General features: G+C 68.0%; 21 protein-coding genes. 7 read left to right on the top strand and 14 right to left on the bottom strand.

From position 1 onward, the window contains the following. Nucleotide 1: 1 nt before the first annotated feature. The 5 genes from SD37_RS07760 to nucS all read right to left on the bottom strand — a co-directional run bounded on the left by SD37_RS07760 (nt 2) and on the right by nucS (nt 5,000). On the bottom strand, nt 2-268 hold the full coding sequence (locus tag SD37_RS07760) for a hypothetical protein (protein WP_044852475.1): 267 nt from the start codon (nt 266-268) through the stop codon (nt 2-4). Nucleotides 269-278: 10 nt separating this feature from the next. Beyond that, a complete protein-coding gene (locus SD37_RS07755; RefSeq protein ID WP_044852811.1) occupies nt 279-1,976 on the bottom strand; it encodes a sodium:solute symporter family protein in 1,698 nt (565 codons plus the stop codon). A gap of 254 nt (nt 1,977-2,230) precedes the next feature. Beyond that, nucleotides 2,231-3,007 (bottom strand): hypothetical protein, encoded by a 777-nt coding sequence (locus SD37_RS07750; protein WP_044852474.1) that lies wholly within the window; start codon nt 3,005-3,007, stop codon nt 2,231-2,233. Between the two features lie 44 nt (nt 3,008-3,051). Next, nucleotides 3,052-4,014: a patatin-like phospholipase family protein gene (locus SD37_RS07745; RefSeq protein ID WP_044852473.1), complete on the bottom strand. Its 963-nt coding sequence runs from the start codon at nt 4,012-4,014 to the stop codon at nt 3,052-3,054. 326 nt (nt 4,015-4,340) lie between these two features. Beyond that, nucleotides 4,341-5,000: an endonuclease NucS gene (nucS, locus tag SD37_RS07740; RefSeq protein ID WP_044852472.1), complete on the bottom strand. Its 660-nt coding sequence runs from the start codon at nt 4,998-5,000 to the stop codon at nt 4,341-4,343. A 37-nt stretch (nt 5,001-5,037) separates the two neighbouring features. Between nucS and SD37_RS07735 the strand changes: the two genes are divergently transcribed. Then, complete coding sequence (locus SD37_RS07735) at nt 5,038-5,577, top strand: NUDIX domain-containing protein (protein WP_044852471.1); 540 nt, start codon at nt 5,038-5,040, stop codon at nt 5,575-5,577. A 93-nt stretch (nt 5,578-5,670) separates the two neighbouring features. On the opposite strand, the gene SD37_RS07730 is transcribed toward SD37_RS07735, so the two are convergent. Together SD37_RS07730 and SD37_RS07725 are read right to left on the bottom strand one after the other, a co-directional pair. Continuing rightward, a complete protein-coding gene (locus tag SD37_RS07730; protein WP_044852470.1) occupies nt 5,671-6,444 on the bottom strand; it encodes an enoyl-CoA hydratase-related protein in 774 nt (257 codons plus the stop codon). Continuing rightward, the gene (locus tag SD37_RS07725; RefSeq protein ID WP_044852469.1) at nt 6,417-7,403 is read right to left on the bottom strand and encodes a GlxA family transcriptional regulator; all 987 of its coding nucleotides are present in this window, start codon (nt 7,401-7,403) and stop codon (nt 6,417-6,419) included. Before SD37_RS07725 ends, SD37_RS07730 begins: the two co-directional genes overlap by 28 nt. 71 nt (nt 7,404-7,474) lie before the next feature. Here SD37_RS07725 and SD37_RS07720 point away from each other — a divergent pair, with 71 nt between their 5' ends. Continuing rightward, nucleotides 7,475-8,038, top strand: coding sequence for a cysteine hydrolase family protein (locus tag SD37_RS07720; protein WP_044852468.1), 564 nt, complete (start codon nt 7,475-7,477; stop codon nt 8,036-8,038). A gap of 160 nt (nt 8,039-8,198) precedes the next feature. Here the strand turns inward: SD37_RS07720 and ehuA are convergent, their stop codons facing one another. From ehuA to SD37_RS07690, 6 genes are all read right to left on the bottom strand, one after another. Then, nucleotides 8,199-8,963, bottom strand: a complete 765-nt coding sequence (gene ehuA / locus SD37_RS07715) for an ectoine/hydroxyectoine ABC transporter ATP-binding protein EhuA (protein ID WP_044852467.1) — start codon at nt 8,961-8,963, stop codon at nt 8,199-8,201. Nucleotides 8,964-8,970: 7 nt separating this feature from the next. Then, nucleotides 8,971-9,627 carry an ectoine/hydroxyectoine ABC transporter permease subunit EhuD gene (gene ehuD, locus SD37_RS07710; protein WP_044852466.1) on the bottom strand — a complete coding sequence of 219 codons (657 nt, stop codon included), beginning with the start codon at nt 9,625-9,627 and terminating at the stop codon, nt 8,971-8,973. Next, the gene (gene ehuC, locus SD37_RS07705; protein ID WP_044852465.1) at nt 9,627-10,322 is read right to left on the bottom strand and encodes an ectoine/hydroxyectoine ABC transporter permease subunit EhuC; all 696 of its coding nucleotides are present in this window, start codon (nt 10,320-10,322) and stop codon (nt 9,627-9,629) included. The genes ehuD and ehuC overlap by 1 nt, the downstream gene beginning before the upstream one ends. A 13-nt stretch (nt 10,323-10,335) precedes the next feature. Then, nucleotides 10,336-11,229, bottom strand: a complete 894-nt coding sequence (gene ehuB, locus SD37_RS07700; protein ID WP_044852464.1) for an ectoine/hydroxyectoine ABC transporter substrate-binding protein EhuB — start codon at nt 11,227-11,229, stop codon at nt 10,336-10,338. A 117-nt stretch (nt 11,230-11,346) separates the two neighbouring features. Continuing rightward, nucleotides 11,347-13,368, bottom strand: coding sequence for a protein meaA (locus SD37_RS07695; RefSeq protein WP_083254896.1), 2,022 nt, complete (start codon nt 13,366-13,368; stop codon nt 11,347-11,349). 81 nt (nt 13,369-13,449) lie between these two features. Further along, complete coding sequence (locus SD37_RS07690) at nt 13,450-14,028, bottom strand: YdbT family protein (RefSeq protein ID WP_044852463.1); 579 nt, start codon at nt 14,026-14,028, stop codon at nt 13,450-13,452. A gap of 154 nt (nt 14,029-14,182) precedes the next feature. On the opposite strand from SD37_RS07690, the gene SD37_RS07685 reads away from it, so the two are divergent. From SD37_RS07685 to SD37_RS07670, 4 genes are all read left to right on the top strand, one after another. Further along, nucleotides 14,183-14,809, top strand: a complete 627-nt coding sequence (locus SD37_RS07685) for a LysE family translocator (RefSeq protein WP_044852462.1) — start codon at nt 14,183-14,185, stop codon at nt 14,807-14,809. After that, nucleotides 14,806-15,429, top strand: coding sequence for a LysE family translocator (locus SD37_RS07680; RefSeq protein WP_044852461.1), 624 nt, complete (start codon nt 14,806-14,808; stop codon nt 15,427-15,429). Before SD37_RS07685 ends, SD37_RS07680 begins: the two co-directional genes overlap by 4 nt. A gap of 61 nt (nt 15,430-15,490) precedes the next feature. Continuing rightward, nucleotides 15,491-16,153, top strand: coding sequence for an LPXTG cell wall anchor domain-containing protein (locus SD37_RS07675; protein WP_236725291.1), 663 nt, complete (start codon nt 15,491-15,493; stop codon nt 16,151-16,153). Between the two features lie 78 nt (nt 16,154-16,231). Next, complete coding sequence (locus SD37_RS07670; protein ID WP_044852460.1) at nt 16,232-17,104, top strand: trypsin-like serine protease; 873 nt, start codon at nt 16,232-16,234, stop codon at nt 17,102-17,104. Nucleotides 17,105-17,166: 62 nt separating this feature from the next. Here the strand turns inward: SD37_RS07670 and murA are convergent, their stop codons facing one another. Beyond that, the gene (gene murA / locus SD37_RS07665) at nt 17,167-18,441 is read right to left on the bottom strand and encodes a UDP-N-acetylglucosamine 1-carboxyvinyltransferase (protein ID WP_037320072.1); all 1,275 of its coding nucleotides are present in this window, start codon (nt 18,439-18,441) and stop codon (nt 17,167-17,169) included. Between the two features lie 61 nt (nt 18,442-18,502). On the opposite strand from murA, the gene SD37_RS07660 reads away from it, so the two are divergent. Further along, the gene (locus tag SD37_RS07660; RefSeq protein ID WP_044852459.1) at nt 18,503-19,075 is read left to right on the top strand and encodes a cob(I)yrinic acid a,c-diamide adenosyltransferase; all 573 of its coding nucleotides are present in this window, start codon (nt 18,503-18,505) and stop codon (nt 19,073-19,075) included. Nucleotides 19,076-19,133: the final 58 nt, after the last annotated feature.

The raw sequence follows: 19,133 nt of genomic DNA, 5'->3' as shown, positions 1-19,133 counted from the left end.
GCTATTCGCCGCCCTCGCCGGTTTCCGTTGTGGGCGGCACCACGATGGGCCGCAGCTTCGCCCACAGCATGAACAGCGCCGCGAACACCAGCATGCCGATGCCCGCCCACAGGTTGATGTTGACGTCGGCGGCCTTGGCGCGCTCCTCGGCGGTGGTGAACCAGATGCCCATGATCGTGAGCACCAGGCCGTAGCCGCCGATGAGCAGGGCGATGATCAGCCGGATGTCGAAGACGCCGGCCTTCTTGGGAGCTTGGGAAGCAGCCATCTCCGGCCTCCTAGAAGATGATGTTGAGCGCGATGGTCAGGATCAGCACGATGCCGGCGAGCAGGCCCGGCTTGCGGTACCAGCCCGCGTCGTCGCCGGTTTCGTCGTGCTTCAGCGACTCCTTCGGGGTGAGGGAGTAGACGAGGCCGACCAACTGGGCCTCCGGCTTCGGCGTGGTCGCGAGCGAGACACCGACGCTGACCGCGATGTCGACGACGAACGCCGTACCGGCGGCCACGAAGCTGATGCCCTGCCCGGTGAGCCCGAGGACCCCGGCCTGCGACAGCAGCCACACGGTGATCGCGGACGCGGTACCGGACACCAGGCCGACCCAGCCCGCCGTCGGCGTCATCCGCTTCCAGAACATGCCGAGGATGAAGGTGGCGAACAGCGGCGCGTTGAAGAAGGAGAACAGGTCCTGCAGGTAGGTCAGGATGTTCCCGGAGTTCGACGCGATGAACGCGGTGCCGATGGCGAGCACGGTGCCGATGGCGGTGACCATGCGGCCGAGGCGGAGGTAGTAGCCGTCCGACTCGTTCTTCTTCACGTACGACTGCCAGATGTCGTAGGTGAAGACGGTGTTGAAGGAACTCAGGTTCGCGGCCATACCGGCCATGAAGGACGCGAGCAGACCGGCGAGCGCGACGCCGAGCATGCCGTTGGGCAGCAGGTCGCGCATCAGCAGCAGGATCGCGTTGTTCGCGGTGACCCCGCTGGGCGCGTCGCCGCCTTCGAGCAGGACCTGCTTGTCCTGGACGTACTCGGACACGGTGACCGCGGCGATCATGCCGGGGATGATGACGATGAACGGGACCAGCATCTTCGGGAACGCGCCGATGATCGGCGTCCGCCGCGCGGCCGACATGCTCTTCGACGCCATGGCCCGCTGGACCTCGACGAAGTTCGTCGTCCAGTACCCGAAGGACAGCACGAAACCGAGACCGAAGACGAGACCGAGGACGGAGAGGAAGCTGTTGCCGAAGCCGGTGAGGTTGTCACCCGGCCACGAGTGGAGCTGCGCCTCGCCGCCGGGGCTCGCGGTGACCTTGTCGACCAGGCCCTGCCAGCCGCCGACCTTCACCAGGCCGACGATGGTCAGCGGCAGCAGCGCCGCGACGATCACGAAGAACTGCAGGACCTCGTTGTAGATCGCGGCGGAGAGGCCGCCGAGCGCGGTGTAGGAGAGCACGACCGCGGCCGCGACGATGATCGACACCCACAGCGGCCAGCCGAGCAGGAGGTTCACCACGCTGGCGAGCAGGAACAGGTTCGCGCCGGCGATGAGGATCTGCGCGCTCGCGAAGCTGATGCCGTTGACCAGGTGCGCGGGTTTGCCGAACCGGCGGAGCATGAACTCCGGGACACTGCGGACCTTCGAGCCGTAATAGAACGGCATCATCACGATGCCGAGGAACAGCATCGCCGGGATCGCGCCGATCCAGAAGTAGTGGACGGTCGGCAGGCCGTAGAGCACGCCGTTGGCCGACATGCCCATGATCTCGACCGCACCGAGGTTCGCCGAGATGAAGGCGAGGCCGGTGACCCAGGCCGGTAGGGAGCGGCCGGAGAGGAAGAAGTCGAGGCTGCTCGAAACCGACCTTCGCGCCATGTACCCGATGCCGAGTACCAGTGCGAAATAGAAGGCGAGCAGGACGTAGTCGATAGGACTTGCGTCCAGCCGCAGGTTCGCATCGGCCAGCACGTGCAACCGACCCACCTCCATAGTGAAAATGTCCACGAGAAACGCCGGTAACGCGTCAATCGCGGACCATACTGCATGGATTCAGGAACGGCAGTGCGGGCGTCGGAGTCTGCCCGGATGTCCGTTCCACCTGCACCTTGCGGACTCCGGGGCACCCCATATCGCGCCCGATTTCGCCTGGTCTCGACCGGTAAGCCCGGAAAAGGGCCGTTCCCCGGCGTCTCCGCCGGGGAACGGCCCTTCCCGTGACCGGCGGGGGTTTACCGGTCCGTGGGCAGGCCGACTTCGCCGTCCTCCTTGATCAACCGGGCGAGGACGTCATCCGGCATGTAGGTGCGATGCGGGTAGCCGGGGCCCCACGAGTTGAGGAACGGGACGGCACCGAGTTCGTCCGCGCGCGGATTGCCCAGCACCTCGTGCACCTCGTCGACGGTCTTCGCCCAGCGGAAGGCCTGGATACCGTTCTTCACGTCGGGCGTGTAGGCGGCCCGCTTGACGTGGTCGTCGTCGGCGTAGGTCTCCGACCACGGGACGTGGCCCAGTTCGAGCAGGACCTCGGCGGCGGCGCGGCACGAGGTGCCGTTGTTGTCACCGGGGTTGGTCTCGTCCCATTCGTCGCGCATCTTCGCCTGGTCCCAGAGCCACCGTGCGGCGTAGAGGTCGCCGTTGAACAACGTCATACAGCGCGACCAGCCGAATCCGACGCAGGCTCCTTCCCTGCCCTGGTCGTAGAAGGTGTACTGGGTTTCCCCGTCGGTCGATTCGCCGGGTTCGAGGCAGACGCAGTGCCCGCCGCGGATCCGGGTGAGCGATTTCGCGCCGCGCTTCGCGACGAAGAACTCGCCGGACTTCTCGTCCTTTTCCGGGACGTCGAATTCCTTGTACCAGTTGACACCGATGACGACCGGTGACCGGGTGGGCCGGTCTTCGGTGGCCAGCGCGGTCAGCGGATAGCGCTCGATGTGGCGCCAGTCGTCCGGGATGAACCGGCCGAGACGATCGTCCACCGGGTCGCTGCCGATCGGGCGATAACGCATGGGATCCTCCTATCCCTCATCCCACCGGAATACCGCCGGCGAGTTCACTGCGGCACAATCTTTTCCAGAAACCGCCGCGCGGCCTCCCGCCCGTTTTCGAAGAGGCGCTTCTTCTCCTCTTCGCCGAGCCCGAAGTCGACGGCGGAAACACCGGTCGTGTCGACGTACACCGTCCGCCGGTTCACACCTTCCTCGTGCAACCGGTAACGATTCCAGTCCGACATCAGGGTTTCGAGCGAACCGATGGCGATCCGCAACGCGCTCTTCACCGGTTTGTCCCGGCCGCCCACCGGTTCCCCGGAAAGCTTCACTCCCCAGGTCGGCCAGCGCGCGGGCTTCGAGTCGGTCCGGTCGAAGACGGTGATCGGGAAGTTCGACAGCAGGCCGCCGTCGACCCAGGTGACGGTGCCCTCGGGGCGAACGTCGAACTGCACCGGCCGGAAGTAGAACGGAATGGACATCGACGCGCGGACGGCGTCGACGATCCTTTCCGCACCGGGATCGCGGCCGTACTGGGAATAATCCCAAGGCAACCGGACGAGCACGCGGCGGGTCAGGTCACTGACGTGGACGACGAGGGAATACCGTTGATAAGAACGCAAAGTACCTTCGGGATCCTCGATGGCGAGATCGGCGAACGTGCGCACGCCGACCTCGTCCAGCAACGGCGTGAGCCATTCGGCGAGATAGTCACCGGTGTGCATCCCGTCGTGCAGGATCAGATCGAGACCGTCGCCGATCGGGCCGGTGACCTTGTCGAGCAGGGACTGCTCCTGGAACCGGCGGCAGTCCATGTCGTTCATCACCGCTTCCAGCCCGCCGAGGTCCTTCCCGGCTTTCTGGTAAGCGGCGACCAATGTCGCGACGATCGCACCCGCACTCGTCCCGGCGATGCGCGGGAACGAATAACCGGCTTCGTGCAACTCCAGCACGGCGCCCAGTAAGCCGATGCCTTTGACGCCGCCGCCTTCCAGCACCAGATCGACATGCTTGCCGGAATCAACCATGGCCCATCACCCCTGCACCCGCGACCACCGGTTTTCGGTGGTACCCCTCGCGGAAATCGAGTGTGACACAGCGCAAGACCGAGGAATCCGGCGTTCACCCGAATGGCACAGAAATAGCTGGTTCTTTTGACGGATGCGCCGAGTTCGTTAATTTCCCGCCGCCCTTTAGGGCATTCTGTGGCGCGAGAAAGAATGCAGATACAAGCCGAAGGACTCGATTGGATATCGGCCTTTCAACGCCCGCCCGTCATGCATGTAGTCCTCTGGATGCGGTACTTGCGCGTGCAACTACCGCATCCAGAGGACTACATGCGTGGGTGGGGGCGTCAGAAGAGGCGGAACTCGTCCGACTCGATGCCGCGCAGCGCGTCGTAGTCCAGCGTGAGGCACCGGATCCCCCGGTCCTCGGCCAGCACCCGCGCCTGGGGCTTGATGATCTGCGCCGCGAAGACGCCCTGCACCGGCGCCAGCAGCGGGTCGCGGTTGAGCAGTTCGAGGTACCGCGTCAGCTGCTCGACGCCGTCGATCTCGCCACGTCGCTTGATCTCGACGGCGACACTGGCGCCGTCGGCGTCACGCGCCATGATGTCGACCGGCCCGATCGCGGTCGGGAACTCCCGCCGCACCAGGGTGTAGCCCTCCCCGAGGGTCTTGATGTGCTCGGCGAGCAATTCCTGCAGATGCGCCTCGACGCCGTCCTTCTGCAGGCCCGGTTCCGCGCCGAGTTCCTGGGCGTGGTCGTGGAAGATCTCGTCGATCGTGATGACGAGCTTCTCCCCCTGCTTGTTCTCGACGATCCACAGCTTGCCGTCCTCGATCAGCCAGCACGGCGGGCTCATCCAGTTCAGCGGCTTGTAGGCACGGTCGTCCGAGTGCACGGACACCGAGCCGTCGGCCTTCACGAGCAGCAGCCGCGTGGCCATCGGCAGATGGGCGGTCAGACGGCCGGCGTAGTCGACCTGGCAGCGAGCGATCACTAGGCGCACTCCGCGAGGGTAGGACAAGCATGGCGATACTGTTCGCATGGACCCCGTTCAGCGTGTCAGCTCGCGTGAGGTGTACCGGAACAACTGGATGACCGTGCGCGAGGACGTTGTCCGGCGGCGCGATGGTTCCGAAGGGATCTACGCCGTCATCGACAAACCCACCTGCGCCGTCGTGATCCCCTTCGACGGCACCAGGTTTCAGCTGGTCGAGCAGTTCCGCTACCCGCTCGGCCAGCGGCGCTGGGAGTTCCCCATGGGCACCGCCCCCGACCTCGCCGACGTCCCTCCGCCCGAACTCGCCGCCCGCGAACTGCGGGAGGAGACCGGGCTGATCGCGGGGTCGATGACCGACCTCGGCCTGACCGACGTCGCCGCCGGCATGTCGAGCCAGCGCGGGCGGGTGTTCCTCGCCACCGATCTCACACAGGGTGAAGCCCAGCGCGAGATCGAGGAGCAGGACATGCGGACGGCGTGGTTCGAACGCGAGGAGTTCGAGAAGATGATCACCTCGGGTGACATCACCGACGCGCAGACGCTGGCCGCCTACACGCTCCTGCTGCTGCGCGAACGCGCGTGAGCGGCTCCCCCCGATGTTATGAACGGGACTTTCATTGCAAATTTTGCAATGAAAGTCCCGTTCATAACATCGGCGGAGCCACGCGTGCGGAGGTCAGTCCGGCCAGACGGGCGAGCGCTTCTCCAGGAAGGCCGCCATTCCCTCACGCGCCCCGGGCAGCTGCGACGCCGACGCCATCACTTCGAGCGCCAGCGCGTAGGCGTCGGCCTCGGGCCGGTCCAGCTGCGCGTAGAGGGTCTGTTTCCCCATCGCCTTGCTCGCCCGGCTCCCCCGCGTCGCACGCTCCAGCAGGGAAGCGACGGCTTCGTCCAGTGAGTCGTCCGGGACGACGCGGTTCACCAGACCCCAGTCCAGCGCCGTCGCGGCGTCGATGACGTCGCCGGTGAGCGCCAGTTCCATCAGGCGTTTCCGCCCGATCGAGCGGGCCACCGGCACCGCCGGGGTGTGGCAGAACCAGCCGCCCTTGCCGCCGGGGAGGGCGAACCCGGCGGATTCGGCGGCGACGGCGAGGTCGCACGTGGCCACCAGCTGGCAGCCCGCGGCGGTCGCGAGCCCGTGCACCCGCGCGATGACGATCTGCGGCACCGACTGCATCGTGCCCATGAGGTCCGTGCACAGCCGCAGCAGCTCGCGCACGGCCATCAGGTCACGCGCGGCGACGTCGCCGAAGTCGTGTCCCGCCGAGAACACCGGTCCGGCACCCGCCAGGACGATGCCGGTGGCGTCGGTCTCCCCGGCCTCGCGGAACGCCGCGAGCAGTTCGGCCAGGTGGTCCGCGGACAGCGAGTTCCGCCGCACGGCGCGGTTCATGGTGATGGTGACGGTGTCCCCGTCCCGTTTCACGAGGATGTGCTCGTACTCGGCCATGCTTCGACGGTAACCGACCGGAACGTCCGGCGATACGAATCGGGTCCGACGCCGACGTCGGCGCGGAGCCGTCGCCGCAGGTTGGCGGCGGTGCCGAGACCGGACCGCTGCGCGACCCGCTCGACCGGGAGTTCGGTCGTCTCCAGCAGCCGCCGTGCGAGCCGGACCCGTTGCGCCCGCAGCCAGCGGCCCGGTGTCACGCCGGTGGCCGCCGCGAACTCGCGGTGGAAGGTGCGCTCGCTCAGCCCGGCGTGGCCGACGAGATCCTCGACGCCGATGTCCTCGGCGAGCCGCTCCAGTGCCCAGTCCATTGTGGACGAAACGCTCGGCCGCGACGGCCTGGGCGGCAACGGGTTGTCGACATACTGCCGCTGACCGCCTTCGCGCGCGGGCGGCATCACCAGCCGCCGGGCGAGCGCGGCCGCGACCTCGGCGCCGTGTTCGCGCCGCACCAGGTGCAGGCACAGATCCAGGCCCCCGACCACGCCCGCGGACGTCAGCACGGCTCCCTCGTCGGTGAACAGGACGTCCCGCTGGACGACGGCGTCGCGCGCGGCGGCTTCGAGGTCGTCCAGCAGCCGCCAGTGCGTGGTGACCGACCTGCCGTCGAGCAGCCCCGCCGCGGCCAGGGTGAACGCCCCGGAACACAGCGACGCCACGGTGCTCCCGGCCCGGTGCGCCTTGCGCAGCGCGGCGACGACGGCCGCGGGCACTTCGGCGTGCGGATCGACCCGGCCGGGTACGAGAACGAGTTCGCAGCCGTCGAGCCCGTTCAGCCCATGGGTCGCTTCGACCCGGCCGAACGGATGGGTGGCGACCGTCGCCCGGCTCGGTGCGCAAAGCCGTACCTCGAAGGGGCCGATACCGCTGTCGGTCCGGTCGACACCCCAGACCTCGCCGATCACGCCCACGTCGAAGGACCGGCTGCCCGGCAGGAGGAGCACGCCCACGGTTCGCATGGCAGAAAAGTACCGCATCGCGCGTCTCCTGCCACTCCCCGACGGCCGGGGGACAGCGGAGACTCGAAGCCATGACCACTGAAGAAACCAAGGCCCTGCTCGTGATCGACGTCCAGCGCGGCTTCGACGAGCCGGTGTGGGGACCGCGCGACAACCCCGGCGCGGAGGCCAACATCAAGGCGCTCGTCGACGCTTGGCAGGAGCGGGGGCTGCCGATCGTGCTGGTGCACCACGACTCCGTCAAACCCGGCTCGTCGCTGCGGCCCGGCCAGGAGGGCAACCACTTCAAGCCCGAACTCGACGGCGTGCGCGCGGACCTGGTCTTCGGCAAGAAGGTCAACTCCGCCTTCCACGGCGACATCGACCTCGACGGCTGGCTGAAGACGCGCGGCATCACCTCGTTCGTCCTCGCCGGGATCCAGACGAACTTCTGCTGCGAGACCACCGCGCGCGTCGGCGGGAACCTCGGCTACGACGTGACTTTCGCGCTCGACGCCACGTTCACCTTCGACCTCGCCGGGCCGGACGGAAGCGTCCTGACCGCCGGCGAGCTGTCGAAGGCGACCGCGACGAACCTGCACGGCGGCGGGTTCGCCACGGTCACCTCGACGAAGGAGATCCTCGGAACGCTCTAGGCCGTGTCCTGTAAGTCTGTTCGATGGGCTTCGTGATCCAGGTGGTTCCTGGCGGCGCGGGCGGATCGGCCTCGTACCGGGTCGTACTCGGCCGCATCCGCCCGTGCCGTCAGGGGCCGCCTGGGCGCGAAGACCGCGAACAAGACTTGCAGGACACGGCCTAGGCCCGGTCGATCACGGCCTTGAGGAACCGCCGTGTCCGGTCGTGTTCCGGATCGCTGAACAGCTTTTCCGGCGGGGCGTCCTCCAGCACCTGTCCCTGGTCGAACATCATCACGCGGTCCGAAACGTCTTGTGCGAACTGCATTTCGTGCGTGACGCAGAGGATCGTGATGTCGGTGGACGTCGCGATCTCACGCAGCACGCGCAGGACGTCCGCGACCAGTTCGGGATCGAGGGCCGAGGTGACCTCGTCCAGCAGCAGCACGTCCGGTCGCATCGCGAGCGCCCGGGCGATCGCGACGCGCTGCTGCTGCCCGCCGGAAAGCTGCGTGGGATGCGCGTCCTTCTTGTCCGTGAGCCCCACCATTTCCAGCAGTTCGACCGCCCGCGACTCGGCTTCGTCGCGAGGGACACCCAGCGAGTGGACCGGCGCCTCGGTGATGTTCCGCAGCACGTTCATGTTGGGGAACAGGTTGAACTGCTGGAACACCATGCCGATCCGTTTCCGGACCGCGCGCAGGTACTTCTCGTCCGGGCGGACGAGTTTCCCGCCGCGCTTCATATGGCTGAGGTAGTCACCGGAGACCTCGATCGTGCCGCCGTCCACCCGTTCCAGGGTCATCAGCAGCCGCAGGATGGTCGTCTTCCCGGACCCACTAGGCCCGATCAGCGACACGAACTCCCCCGGGGCGACGGTGAAATCGAGGTCACGCAGCACGACGTGGTCACCGTAGCGCTTGACCACGCGGGAAAACCGGATCATCGGCGAATCAACTGTGGGCGGCACGACGCTCCAACCTTCTCACCAGAATCGAAGCCGGCAGGCTCACCAGCAGGAACAGCACCCCGGCCAGGGTGTACGGCTCGATGACGCGGAACGTTTCGGCGCCGACCTCTTTCGCCCGGTTGAGCACGTCGAGGACGCCGATCCCCAGCAGCAACGGGGTTTCCTTGAACATCGAGATCGTGTAATTGCCCAGTGCGGGCAGGACCCGCGGGACCGCTTGCGGCAGGACGACCGCCGTCCACACCCGTTGCCGCGGCAGGTTCAGCGCGGTCGCGGCTTCCCACTGTCCTTTCGGGACTGCCTCGATCCCGGCCCGGTACACCTCGGCGGCGTAGGTCGCGTAGTGCACGCCGAGCGCCACGACACCGGTGACGAACGCCGACATCGTGAAGCCCGTCAACGGCGGGACCAGGTAATAGATCGCGAAGACCTGGATCAGCAGCGGCGTACTGCGGACGAACTCGATGAACAACCGGACCGCTTGCGACAGCACGAGGATCCCCGTCCGGCGGATCAGCGCGAACACCAGGCCGAGCGCGTAGGCGACCACCGAGGCGAGCAGGGTGATCTCGACGGTGACGAGAAGCCCCTTCAGCAGCAAGGGAATCGAGTCGAACGCCGCTTCCCAGCTCCAGTCCATCACACACCCCCCGCCGTGGCCGTCATCTTGGCGGGTGCCCGGCCGAGCCGCCGCGCCGCGAACCGCTCCAGCGTCCGCATCCCGCTCGCGATCATGAGCGCGAGCAGGAGATAGAGCACGAGTTCCGTGCCGTAGATCCAGGCGATCTCGGCACTGAACACCGGCCGCAGCAATTCACCTTGCCGCGCCATCTCCGGAACGGCGATGAACGAGAGCAAGGCGGTGCTCTTCAGCAATTGGATGAACAGATTGGTGAACGGTGGCAGCATCTCCGCGAACGCCTGCGGCAGGATCACCCGGCGCATCCGCTGCGCGGGCGACAGATTGAGCGCGACCGCGCCCTCGAACTGCGCTCGCGGGACCGAGTTCACCGCACCGCGGACGATCTCCGCGCCGTAGGCCCCGTGATTGAGGCCCAGCACCAGGATTCCGGCGAACATCGGCACCAGCTGGAAGCCGATCAGCACCGGCAGCACGAAGTACAGCCAGAACAGCTGGACGACCTCCGACGTGCCGCGGAAGATCTCGACGTAGGTGCGGGAGATCCCCCGCACCAGCCGGGACGGTGAGCGCAGCGCGAGCCCCGAGACCAGGGAAAGCACCACGGTGATCGCGATCCCGCCGAGAGCGGCGGTGACGGTCGCGGTCAGTCCACTGAGGATGGACGAAATGATGTGCGATACCGACGACGACATGACGTCCGCCCCGTCACACCGCGCAGAGTTTCTCGGTGGTGACGTCGGCCTTCGGCAGATTGTCCGCCGAGAAGCCGAACGGCGTCACGATCCTGGTCCATTCGCCGCTGTCGTGCAGTTTCTTGAGTTCGGCGTTGAACGCCTCGCGCAAGGGGTTGTCGCCCTTGCGGAAGACGAAGGCACCGGCGGAGACGACCGGCTTGCCGTCCTTGACCGGATCGAAGCCCGGCGTCACCTCCGCCGCGGCGCCCGGGCTCTTCGCGAGGACGTCCTTGAGGGAGATGTCGGTCAGCGCGGCGCAGTAGACCCGGCCGTCGGTGACCGCGCGGAGCATGTTGTCCTGCGAATCGAGGGTGACGATCTGGTCCTCGGCGACCCCGGAATCGGTGGCATAACCCTTTTCGACGGCGGCCGAGAGCACGGCGACCTTGACCTTCTTGGCCGCGATGTCCTCGAACTTCCGCACCTGCTGCGGATTTCCCTTGGGTACCAGCAAAGCCGTCAGCGCCGAGTAGTCGGGGATCGAGAAGGCCGCGGCGTCACACCGCTCCTTCTTGATGTTCATGCCCGCCGCGACGACGTCGTACTGCCTCGCGTTCAACGCGGGGATCAACTGGTCGAACGAGACCGCGCTGGCTTCGACGTTGTCGATGCCCATGGCCTTGAAAACGGCACGGGCGACTTCCGGCGCTTCTCCGGTGACTTTGCCGCTCTGATCCGTGAAACCGTAGGGTGCTTCGTTCGCGATACCGATCTTGATCTTCTTCGAGTCCTTGGCGGCCTGCAGCGCGTCTCCCGACGACGTCGAAGTGCACGCGGACAACAGAACCGGTCCACCGATCGTGACCGCCCCCAGAACGGCGGACCGCCGGAAGAACTCCCGCCTCGACCACTCACCGTGCGCCATAGCAGCACCTCTTTTCGATTAATCGGTTTAATCGAAACGTAGGTGGGTACCTTGACGCGGGCAGTGTGAGCGGGTCACCCACCAGCCGCCGTTATTCGACCGTGATCGACGGTGACGTTATGTGCTCAGGCCGTGGCGCTCCCGCACCAAACCGACAATTCCGTCCATGATGTCGGTGAGTTCGTAGTCCTTGGGCGTGAACACCTTCGCGATCCCGCGCTCCAGGAGGATTTTCTCGTCGTCGGGCGGGATGATGCCGCCGACGATGACCGGGATGTCGCCCGCGCCCGCGGCCCGCAGCCCGTCCACGACCTGCGGCACGACTTCGAGATGCGAACCCGAGAGCACCGAAAGCCCGACCACGTGCACGCCCTCCTGGACGGCGGCCGCGACGATCTGGTCCGGGGTCAGCCGGATCCCCTGGTACACCACCTCGAAACCGACGTCGCGCGCCCGCACGGCCACCTGCTCGGCGCCGTTGGAATGCCCGTCGAGGCCGGGTTTGCCGACCAGGATCCGCAGCCGCTCCCCGATTTCGGTACTCGTGGCCTTGACCCGGTCGCGCACGCGGCGGAGCTCCTCGTTGCCCTCGCCTGCCGCCGCCGAGGCGGAAACCCCGGTGGGGGCCCGGTATTCGCCGAACACCTCACGCAACGCCCCCGACCATTCACCGGTGGTGACCCCGGCGCGGGCGCAGTCGATCGTGGCCTCGAACAGGTTCTCCGGGGTCTTCGCGATGGCCTTCAGCTTCTCCAGCGCCGATTCGGCGGCCGCGTTGTCGCGGTGCGCCCGCCATTCCTCGATGGCGCTGACGGCCTGTTTCTCGACGGCGGGGTCGATCGTTTCGATCGCCTTGGCGCCTTCGGCTTGCAGCGGCGACGGCTCCGTGGTCTCGAACTTGTTGACACCGACCAGGATCCGCTCGCCGTTCTCCATACCGCGGCGGTACTCCGCGAGCGAGGCGACGAGCTGCGACTTCATGTAGCCGCTCTCGACGGCCGCCACCGCGCCGCCGAGATCCTGCACCCGCGCGATCTCCTCGCGCGCGCCGGCCATGATCTCGTCGACCTTGGCCTGGATGACGTGCGAGCCGTCGAAGATGTCCTCGTACTCCAGCAGGTCGGTTTCGAACGCCAGCACCTGCTGCATCCGCAGCGCCCACTGCTGATCCCACGGCCGGGGCAGGCCGAGCGCCTCGTTCCAGGCCGGCAGCTGGATCGCGCGGGCCCTGGCACCACGGGAAAGCGAGACCGCGAGCATTTCCAGCACGATGCGCTGGACGTTGTTCTCCGGCTGGGCCTCCGTGAGCCCCAGCGAGTTGACCTGGACGCCGTAGCGCAGCCGCCGCGCCTTCGGATCCGTTACGCCGTAACGATCCCGGGTGATCTCGTCCCACAGCGCGGTGAACGCGCGCATCTTCGACATCTCTTCGACGAACCGCACCCCGGCGTTGACGAAGAACGAGATCCGCGCGACCACCTTGGCCATGTCGGCCTGCTCGACCTGCCCGGAATCCCGGACGGCGTCGAGGACGGCGATGGCGGTGCACAGCGCGTACGCGACCTCTTGCGTCGGCGTCGCGCCGGCCTCCTGCAGGTGGTAGCTGCAGATGTTGATCGGGTTCCACTTCGGCACGTGGTGGACGGTCCACGCGATCATGTCGGTGATCAGGCGGAGACTCGGCCCCGGCGGGAAGATGTAGGTACCGCGGGAAAGATATTCCTTGATGATGTCGTTCTGTGTGGTGCCGGTGAGTTTGGCCAGCACCTCGTCCACGTCGCGGCCCTCGGCTTCGGCCTGCTCGCGCGCCACGGAGACGTAGAGCGCCAGCAGCCACATGGCGGGCGCGTTGATCGTCATCGACGTGTTGGCCTCGGCGAGCGGGATGCCGTCGAAGAGCCGCCGCATGTCACCGATATGCGAGACGGGGACGCCGACCTTGCCGACCTCGCCCTTGGCGAGCTGGTGGTCCGGGTCGTAGCCGGTCTGCGTCGGCAGGTCGAAGGCGACGGAAAGACCCGTCTGCCCCTTGGCGAGGTTGCGCCGGTAAAGCTCGTTGGACGCGGCCGCGGACGAGTGACCGGCATAGGTCCGCATCACCCAGGGGCGGTCCCGTTCACGGTCCGTGGGATAGGGCACGGTACACCTCCGGCGCTGGACGACCGTCTGAGTGTACCGGCCGGTAACATCGGCCGCGCAGTTGAATCGAACACAGTCGGGTCATTCTCCGACCGCGTGGACCTCTGGCGGCTCGTTGCGCTGCCGCGCCTCTTCGACGGCCTTCGCCAGCTTCTCGCGCACCTTGCCGACCTCACTGACCCCCACCAGGATGACCGGGGCCTTCCGGTCCTTCCCGTGACCGGTGCCGTAGTTCGCCGACGCCCACGCCAGCACACCGAGTTTGCCGAAGGTGATCGTGCCGGTCTTGCCGGGGCCCGGGGTGACGACGGGATCGTCCAGCTCCGCCAGCGGCGCAGACTCGTCCTTGCGGCGTACCAGCGAACTGGTCGCGATGACCCGGCCGTCCGTGACGGCGTAAGTGGTCGAGGCGAGCCGGAGGTACCGGATGAGCGGCCTGCCGGCGAGATGGAACACGCCCGCGACGGTGAGCACGAACCACGCGACCACGTGGAACGTCGTTTCGTGGTGGTAGACGAAGAACGCGGTGACGCCGCCCAGCCAGAGCAAACCGAACGGGACGTTGAAGTAGTCGCCGGGGTTGAAGAGGGGCCTGCGTACCGGGTGCCCGGCCCAGATGACCCGTTCGCCTGGAAGGAGGTCGATCTGCCCCTCATGCATGCCAAGGCACATTACCCGTGACTCGCACGGGTGGCAGTGTCCGTTCGTCGGTCTCCCGCCGCACCACCGAAGGAAGAGCGCCCCGCTAACTCGCCGGACAATGTGACCGAAATCCGCGAGACTCGTCCGCGCGCGGCGTCTAGCGTGAGCCACTGTGACGTGGAGTTCGTACAGCAGCTATCTGCTCATCGCGGTCCTGATCGTCCTCGCCCCCGGCCCGGACACGATGGTGATGCTCAAGAACTCGCTGTCCGGCGGCAGCCGCGGCGGATTCCTCGCCACGGCCGGGATCTTCGTGGGCAACGTCGTCCAGGGCACCGCCGCCGCGCTCGGCCTCGGGGTCGTGATCGCACAGTCGCAGCCCGTGTTCGTGACGCTCAAGTGGCTCGGCGCCGCCTACCTGGTCTTCCTCGGCTTCCAGGCGCTGCGCGGCGCGTGGCGGGGCGACTACACCGGCCTCGCCGCGGTGAAGCAGCAGCGCGCGAGCGGGTTCCGCAGCTTCCGGCAAGGCGTCCTCTCCAACATCACCAACCCGAAGGTCCTCGTGCTGTACCTGTCGGTGCTGCCGCAGTTCCTCGACCCCGCGACGACGTCGACGTGGCACGCGCTGCTGCTCGCCTACACCGTCGCGGTGCTGGGCTTCCTCTGGCAGGCTGCCCTGGTGTTCTTCGTGCACCGAGTGCGGACCTGGCTGGAACGCCGCAAGGTCCGCCGCGCCCTCGACGGCGTCACCGGCACCGCACTGGTCGGCTTCGGCGCCGCATTGGCCTTCGAGTCATGACCTGGGGCGCATATGGTGGCTTCGCGCTGATGATGCTGGCGCTTGCCCTGGTCCCCGGACCGGACAACATGGTGGTGCTGAAGAACGCGCTGTCCGGTGGTGTCCGCGGTGGTGGCTGGGCGTGCTTCGGTATCGCGGTCGCGAACCTGGCGCAGGCCACCGCGGCCGCGCTCGGGCTCGGCGCCGTCATCATGAACTCGCGGCCGGTCTTCGAGGCCGTGAAATGGGCGGGCGCCGCGTACCTCTGTTATCTCGGAGTGCGGGCGCTGATCGGCGCGTACCGCGGGGACTACGAGCACCTCGCGGAGAACGCCGCCGCGCGCCGGAGCGGGTTCCGCCGCTGGCGGGAGGGCTTCCTCTCCAACGTCACCAACCCCAAGGTGCTGGTGCTGTACCTGTCGGTGCTGCCGCAGTTCCTGACCCCGGGCGTCACCACCACCGGGGACGCCCTGCTGCTGGCCTACACGATCGCGGCCGCCGGCACGATCGCCCAGCTCTTGCTGCTGTTCTTCGTGCACCGGGTGCGGACCTGGCTGGAACGCCGCAAGGTCCGCCGCGCCCTCGACGGCGTCACCGGCACCGCGCTGGTCGGTTTCGGCGCCGCGCTCGTGTTCGAGTAACCCCTTCGGTCGTTCACGCGATACTCCGTATGTCGCAATGGCGCGACTTCAGGAGGCTTCGATGAACAAGAAGACCTACGGCGTTATCGCCGGAGCCGCCTTCTCCCTCGTCCTGTTCGGCGCCGGCCCCGCCGTCGCCGGTGAGCACGGCAACGGCGCTACACCGCCCGGCCACGCTCAGGACACCGCCAAACCCCAGCCACCGTCCAAAGCGGACTTCTCCGGGCACGGCGCGAACAAGCACGGGCCGTACGACTCCACCAGGGACGGTTCACCGTCCGCCAACGGCAACGGCGGTGGCGACGCCGTCGGGAAGCCCTGCGCCGGCTGCGTCGGCAAGGCGGACAACAAGAACCCGCCCGGGCAGCTGCCCGGGGGCTCCGACGCGAACGCGGGCTACGAATGCGACCGCAACCACGGCGTCGGGCGCGGCAACCCGGCACATACCGCCTGCGTGCCGGACCGGACACCGCCCGCCACGAAGCCGCCTGCCGGCCCTCCCCCGCCCGGGGGACCGCGGGCCGAGACCGCGCCTCCCGCGGTCCTGCCGGTGGCGGCCCCCGCCGCGGCCGCCGCACCCCGCGCCGACGTCGCCGTGGCGAGCTCCCCTTCGCTGGCCAAGACCGGTTTCGATCTCGAACCCGCGCTGCTGGCCGGGCTGGGCTTGCTGACCATGGGCGGTGCCGCGGTGTTCGCGGGTACCCGGCGGCGCCGGGACGCGTGACTACTTTCGGCGGATGACTTCCGGCCGTCCACCACGTTGAATCCCGTCTCCAGAAGCACCGAGCCGAGGAGGCCGTCCGTGAGGTTCACCCCTGCCGCCACCGTCGCGGCGCTGGCCGCCGCCCTGCTACTGGGCGGGGCCGACGCCGCGACCGCGATCAACTCCTACAACGCCACCCCGGCACCGGAGCGCACCGAAGTCGGCGCCCTCGTCGCCACCTGGGACAACGACGGCGACCCGGCGACACCCGACCGGGTCGACTGGGTGTGCTCCGGCACCATGGTCGACGCGGACACGTTCCTCACCGCCGCGCACTGCACCACCGACTGGCCGGCCAACGTGCGGTTCTTCGTTTCGCTCGACCAGGACGTCCAGGCGGGTCTCGACGCGGCCGCGAAGAAGTACCCCGGCGATCCGGCGGCGATCGCCAAGGCCGTCGCCGTGGAGGGCGTCGCGCACAGCGAGCCCGGCTACCCGGGCAACTCCGCGGACTCGCACGACATCGCCGTCGTCCAGCTGCCCGCGAAACAGGTCGCCGCACGCTGGAGCTTCACCCCCGCGAAGCTGCCCAGCGCCGGTCAGCTCGACAAGCTCGGACCGCAGGCGCTGAACTCGACGCCGTTCGTGGTCGCGGGATACGGCACGCAGGAAGCCGTGAACGGGCCGGGCGGGCACACCCATCCGGGCGGCGGCGTCCGGATGAAGGCCCCCGTCACCTTCGACGCGCTCAACAAGACCTGGGTCCGGCTCGCCATGACGGCGCCCCAGGGCAACGGCGGCGCGTGCTACGGCGACTCCGGCGGGCCGAACTTCGCGACCATCGGCGGCGTGCGTGTCCTGGTGTCGACCACCATCACCGGTGACGGGCCCTGCTACGCCACCAACGTCACCTACCGGCTGGACTCACCGACGTCCCGCGACTTCCTCGCGGCGTTCGTCGCCCTGCCCTGATCGCGCGTGAAGGCCCCCTTCCCTCGGCTGAGCCGAGGGAAGGGGGCCTTCACGCGCAAACGTCAGGCTCGTTCGGGCTCGCCCGAGACCCGCTCGATGCGGGCACCCAGCCGGTTCAGGTTCTCCACGAAGTGCGGGTAGCCGCGGTCGATGTGGAAGACGTCCCAGACCTCGGTGACACCGTCCGCGCACAGCCCGGCGAGTACCAGCCCGGCGCCCGCCCGGATGTCCGACGCCCACACCGGCGCGCTGGAAAGCCTCTCCACCCCGCGGACGACAGCGTGGTGGCCGTCGGTACGCGCGTCGCCGGAGAGCCGCATCATCTCCTCGATGAAGCGGAACCGCGCCTCGTAGATGTTCTCGGTGATCATCGACGTCCCGTCGGCCACCGCCGAGAGCGCCACCGCGAACGGCTGCAGGTCGGTCGCGAAACCGGGGTACGGCAACGTCACCCAGTCGACCGCCTTCGGGCGTTCGGCCTGGGAGATCCGGAAACCCTTCTCGTCGAACGTCTCGACCTCGGCGCCCGCCAGGCGGAGCTTGTCGAGGACCAGGTCGAGGTGGTGCGGGTTGACGCCGCGGACGGTCAGGTCGCCCCGGGTCATCGCGGCGGCGAACGCCCAGGTCGCGCCGACGATCCGGTCGCCGATCACGCGGTGCTCGGTCGGGTTCAGCTTTTCGACGCCCTCGACGGTGAGCGTCGAGGTGCCCGCGCCCTCGATCTTCGCGCCCATCTCGATGAGCATCGTGCAGATGTCGACGATCTCGGGTTCGCGCGCGGCGTTGTCGATGACCGTGGTGCCCTCGGCGAGTACGGCGGCCATCAGGATGTTCTCGGTGGCACCGACACTCGGGAAGTCCAGCCAGATCTGCGCGCCGCGCAGGCCCTCGGCCTTCGCCACCACGCAGCCGTGCTCGATGGTGCTGGTGGCGCCCAGTTTGCGGAGGCCGTTCTGGTGCATGTCGAGCGGCCGCGAGCCGATCGCGTCACCGCCGGGCAGCGCGACGACGGCCTGCTTGAGCCTGCCGACCAGCGGCCCCAGCACGCAGACGGAGGCGCGCAGCTTGCCCATCGCGGCCGAGTCGGCGCGGTGCGACAGCTCGGCGGGGGTGGTGATCTTCGCGGTGTCACCGTCGATGACGACGTCGCAACCCACGCTGCGGAGGACGTCGCCCATCAGCGGGACGTCCAGGATCTGGGGGCAGTTCGTGATGGTGGTGGTGCCCTCGGCCAGCAGGGCCGCGGCCATCAATTTCAGGACACTGTTCTTCGCCCCGACCACGTCGACCTCGCCGACCAGCCGTGCTCCGCCGTGCACGTCGAAGTGCTCACTCATGGGCGCCAATCATGCCCTCTCGTCCCGATTTGCCTTACGCCGGGCCGGTAGAGTCGGTTTCATGGTCGTTCGCATCAACCGCGTGTACACGAAGGTCGGCGACAACGGCACCACGGCGCTCGGGGACGGCTCGCGAGTGCCGAAGACGTCGCCGCGGCTGGCCGCCTACGCCGATGTCGACGAAGCCAACTCCGTCATCGGGCTCGCCCTCGCGATGGGCGGTCTGCCCGCCGAGATCGCCGACGTCCTGCGCGGGGTGCAGAACGATCTCTTCGACGTCGGCGCGGATCTGTGCGCGCCCATCGTGGAGAACCCGCCGTACGAACCGCTGCGCATCACCGAGCGGTACATCGAGCGGCTCGAAGGCTGGTGCGACGAGTTCAACGAGCGCGTGCCGAAGCTGACGTCGTTCATCCTGCCGGGCGGGACCCCGGGGGCGGCTTTCCTGCATCAGGCCCGCACGGTCACGCGCCGGGCGGAGCGCTCCGGCTGGGCGCTGTACGAGGCCGAGCAGGCCGCGACGAACCAGCTGGCGATCAAGTATTTGAACCGGCTTTCGGACCTGCTGTTCATCCTGTCGCGGCTGGCGAACCCGGACGGCGACATCCTCTGGCGGCCCGGCGGCGGGGACTGAGGAAGCGATTCGGCACCTGGTCGCGGTCCCCGCGGGTGCGGATACCGCGACCAGGTGC

Origin of the sequence: Amycolatopsis orientalis, from assembly GCF_000943515.2 — a bacterium.
Classification (GTDB): domain Bacteria; phylum Actinomycetota; class Actinomycetes; order Mycobacteriales; family Pseudonocardiaceae; genus Amycolatopsis; species Amycolatopsis orientalis.
Note: the sequence above shows the minus strand (reverse complement) of the source record. Positions and strands in the feature narration are given on the sequence as shown.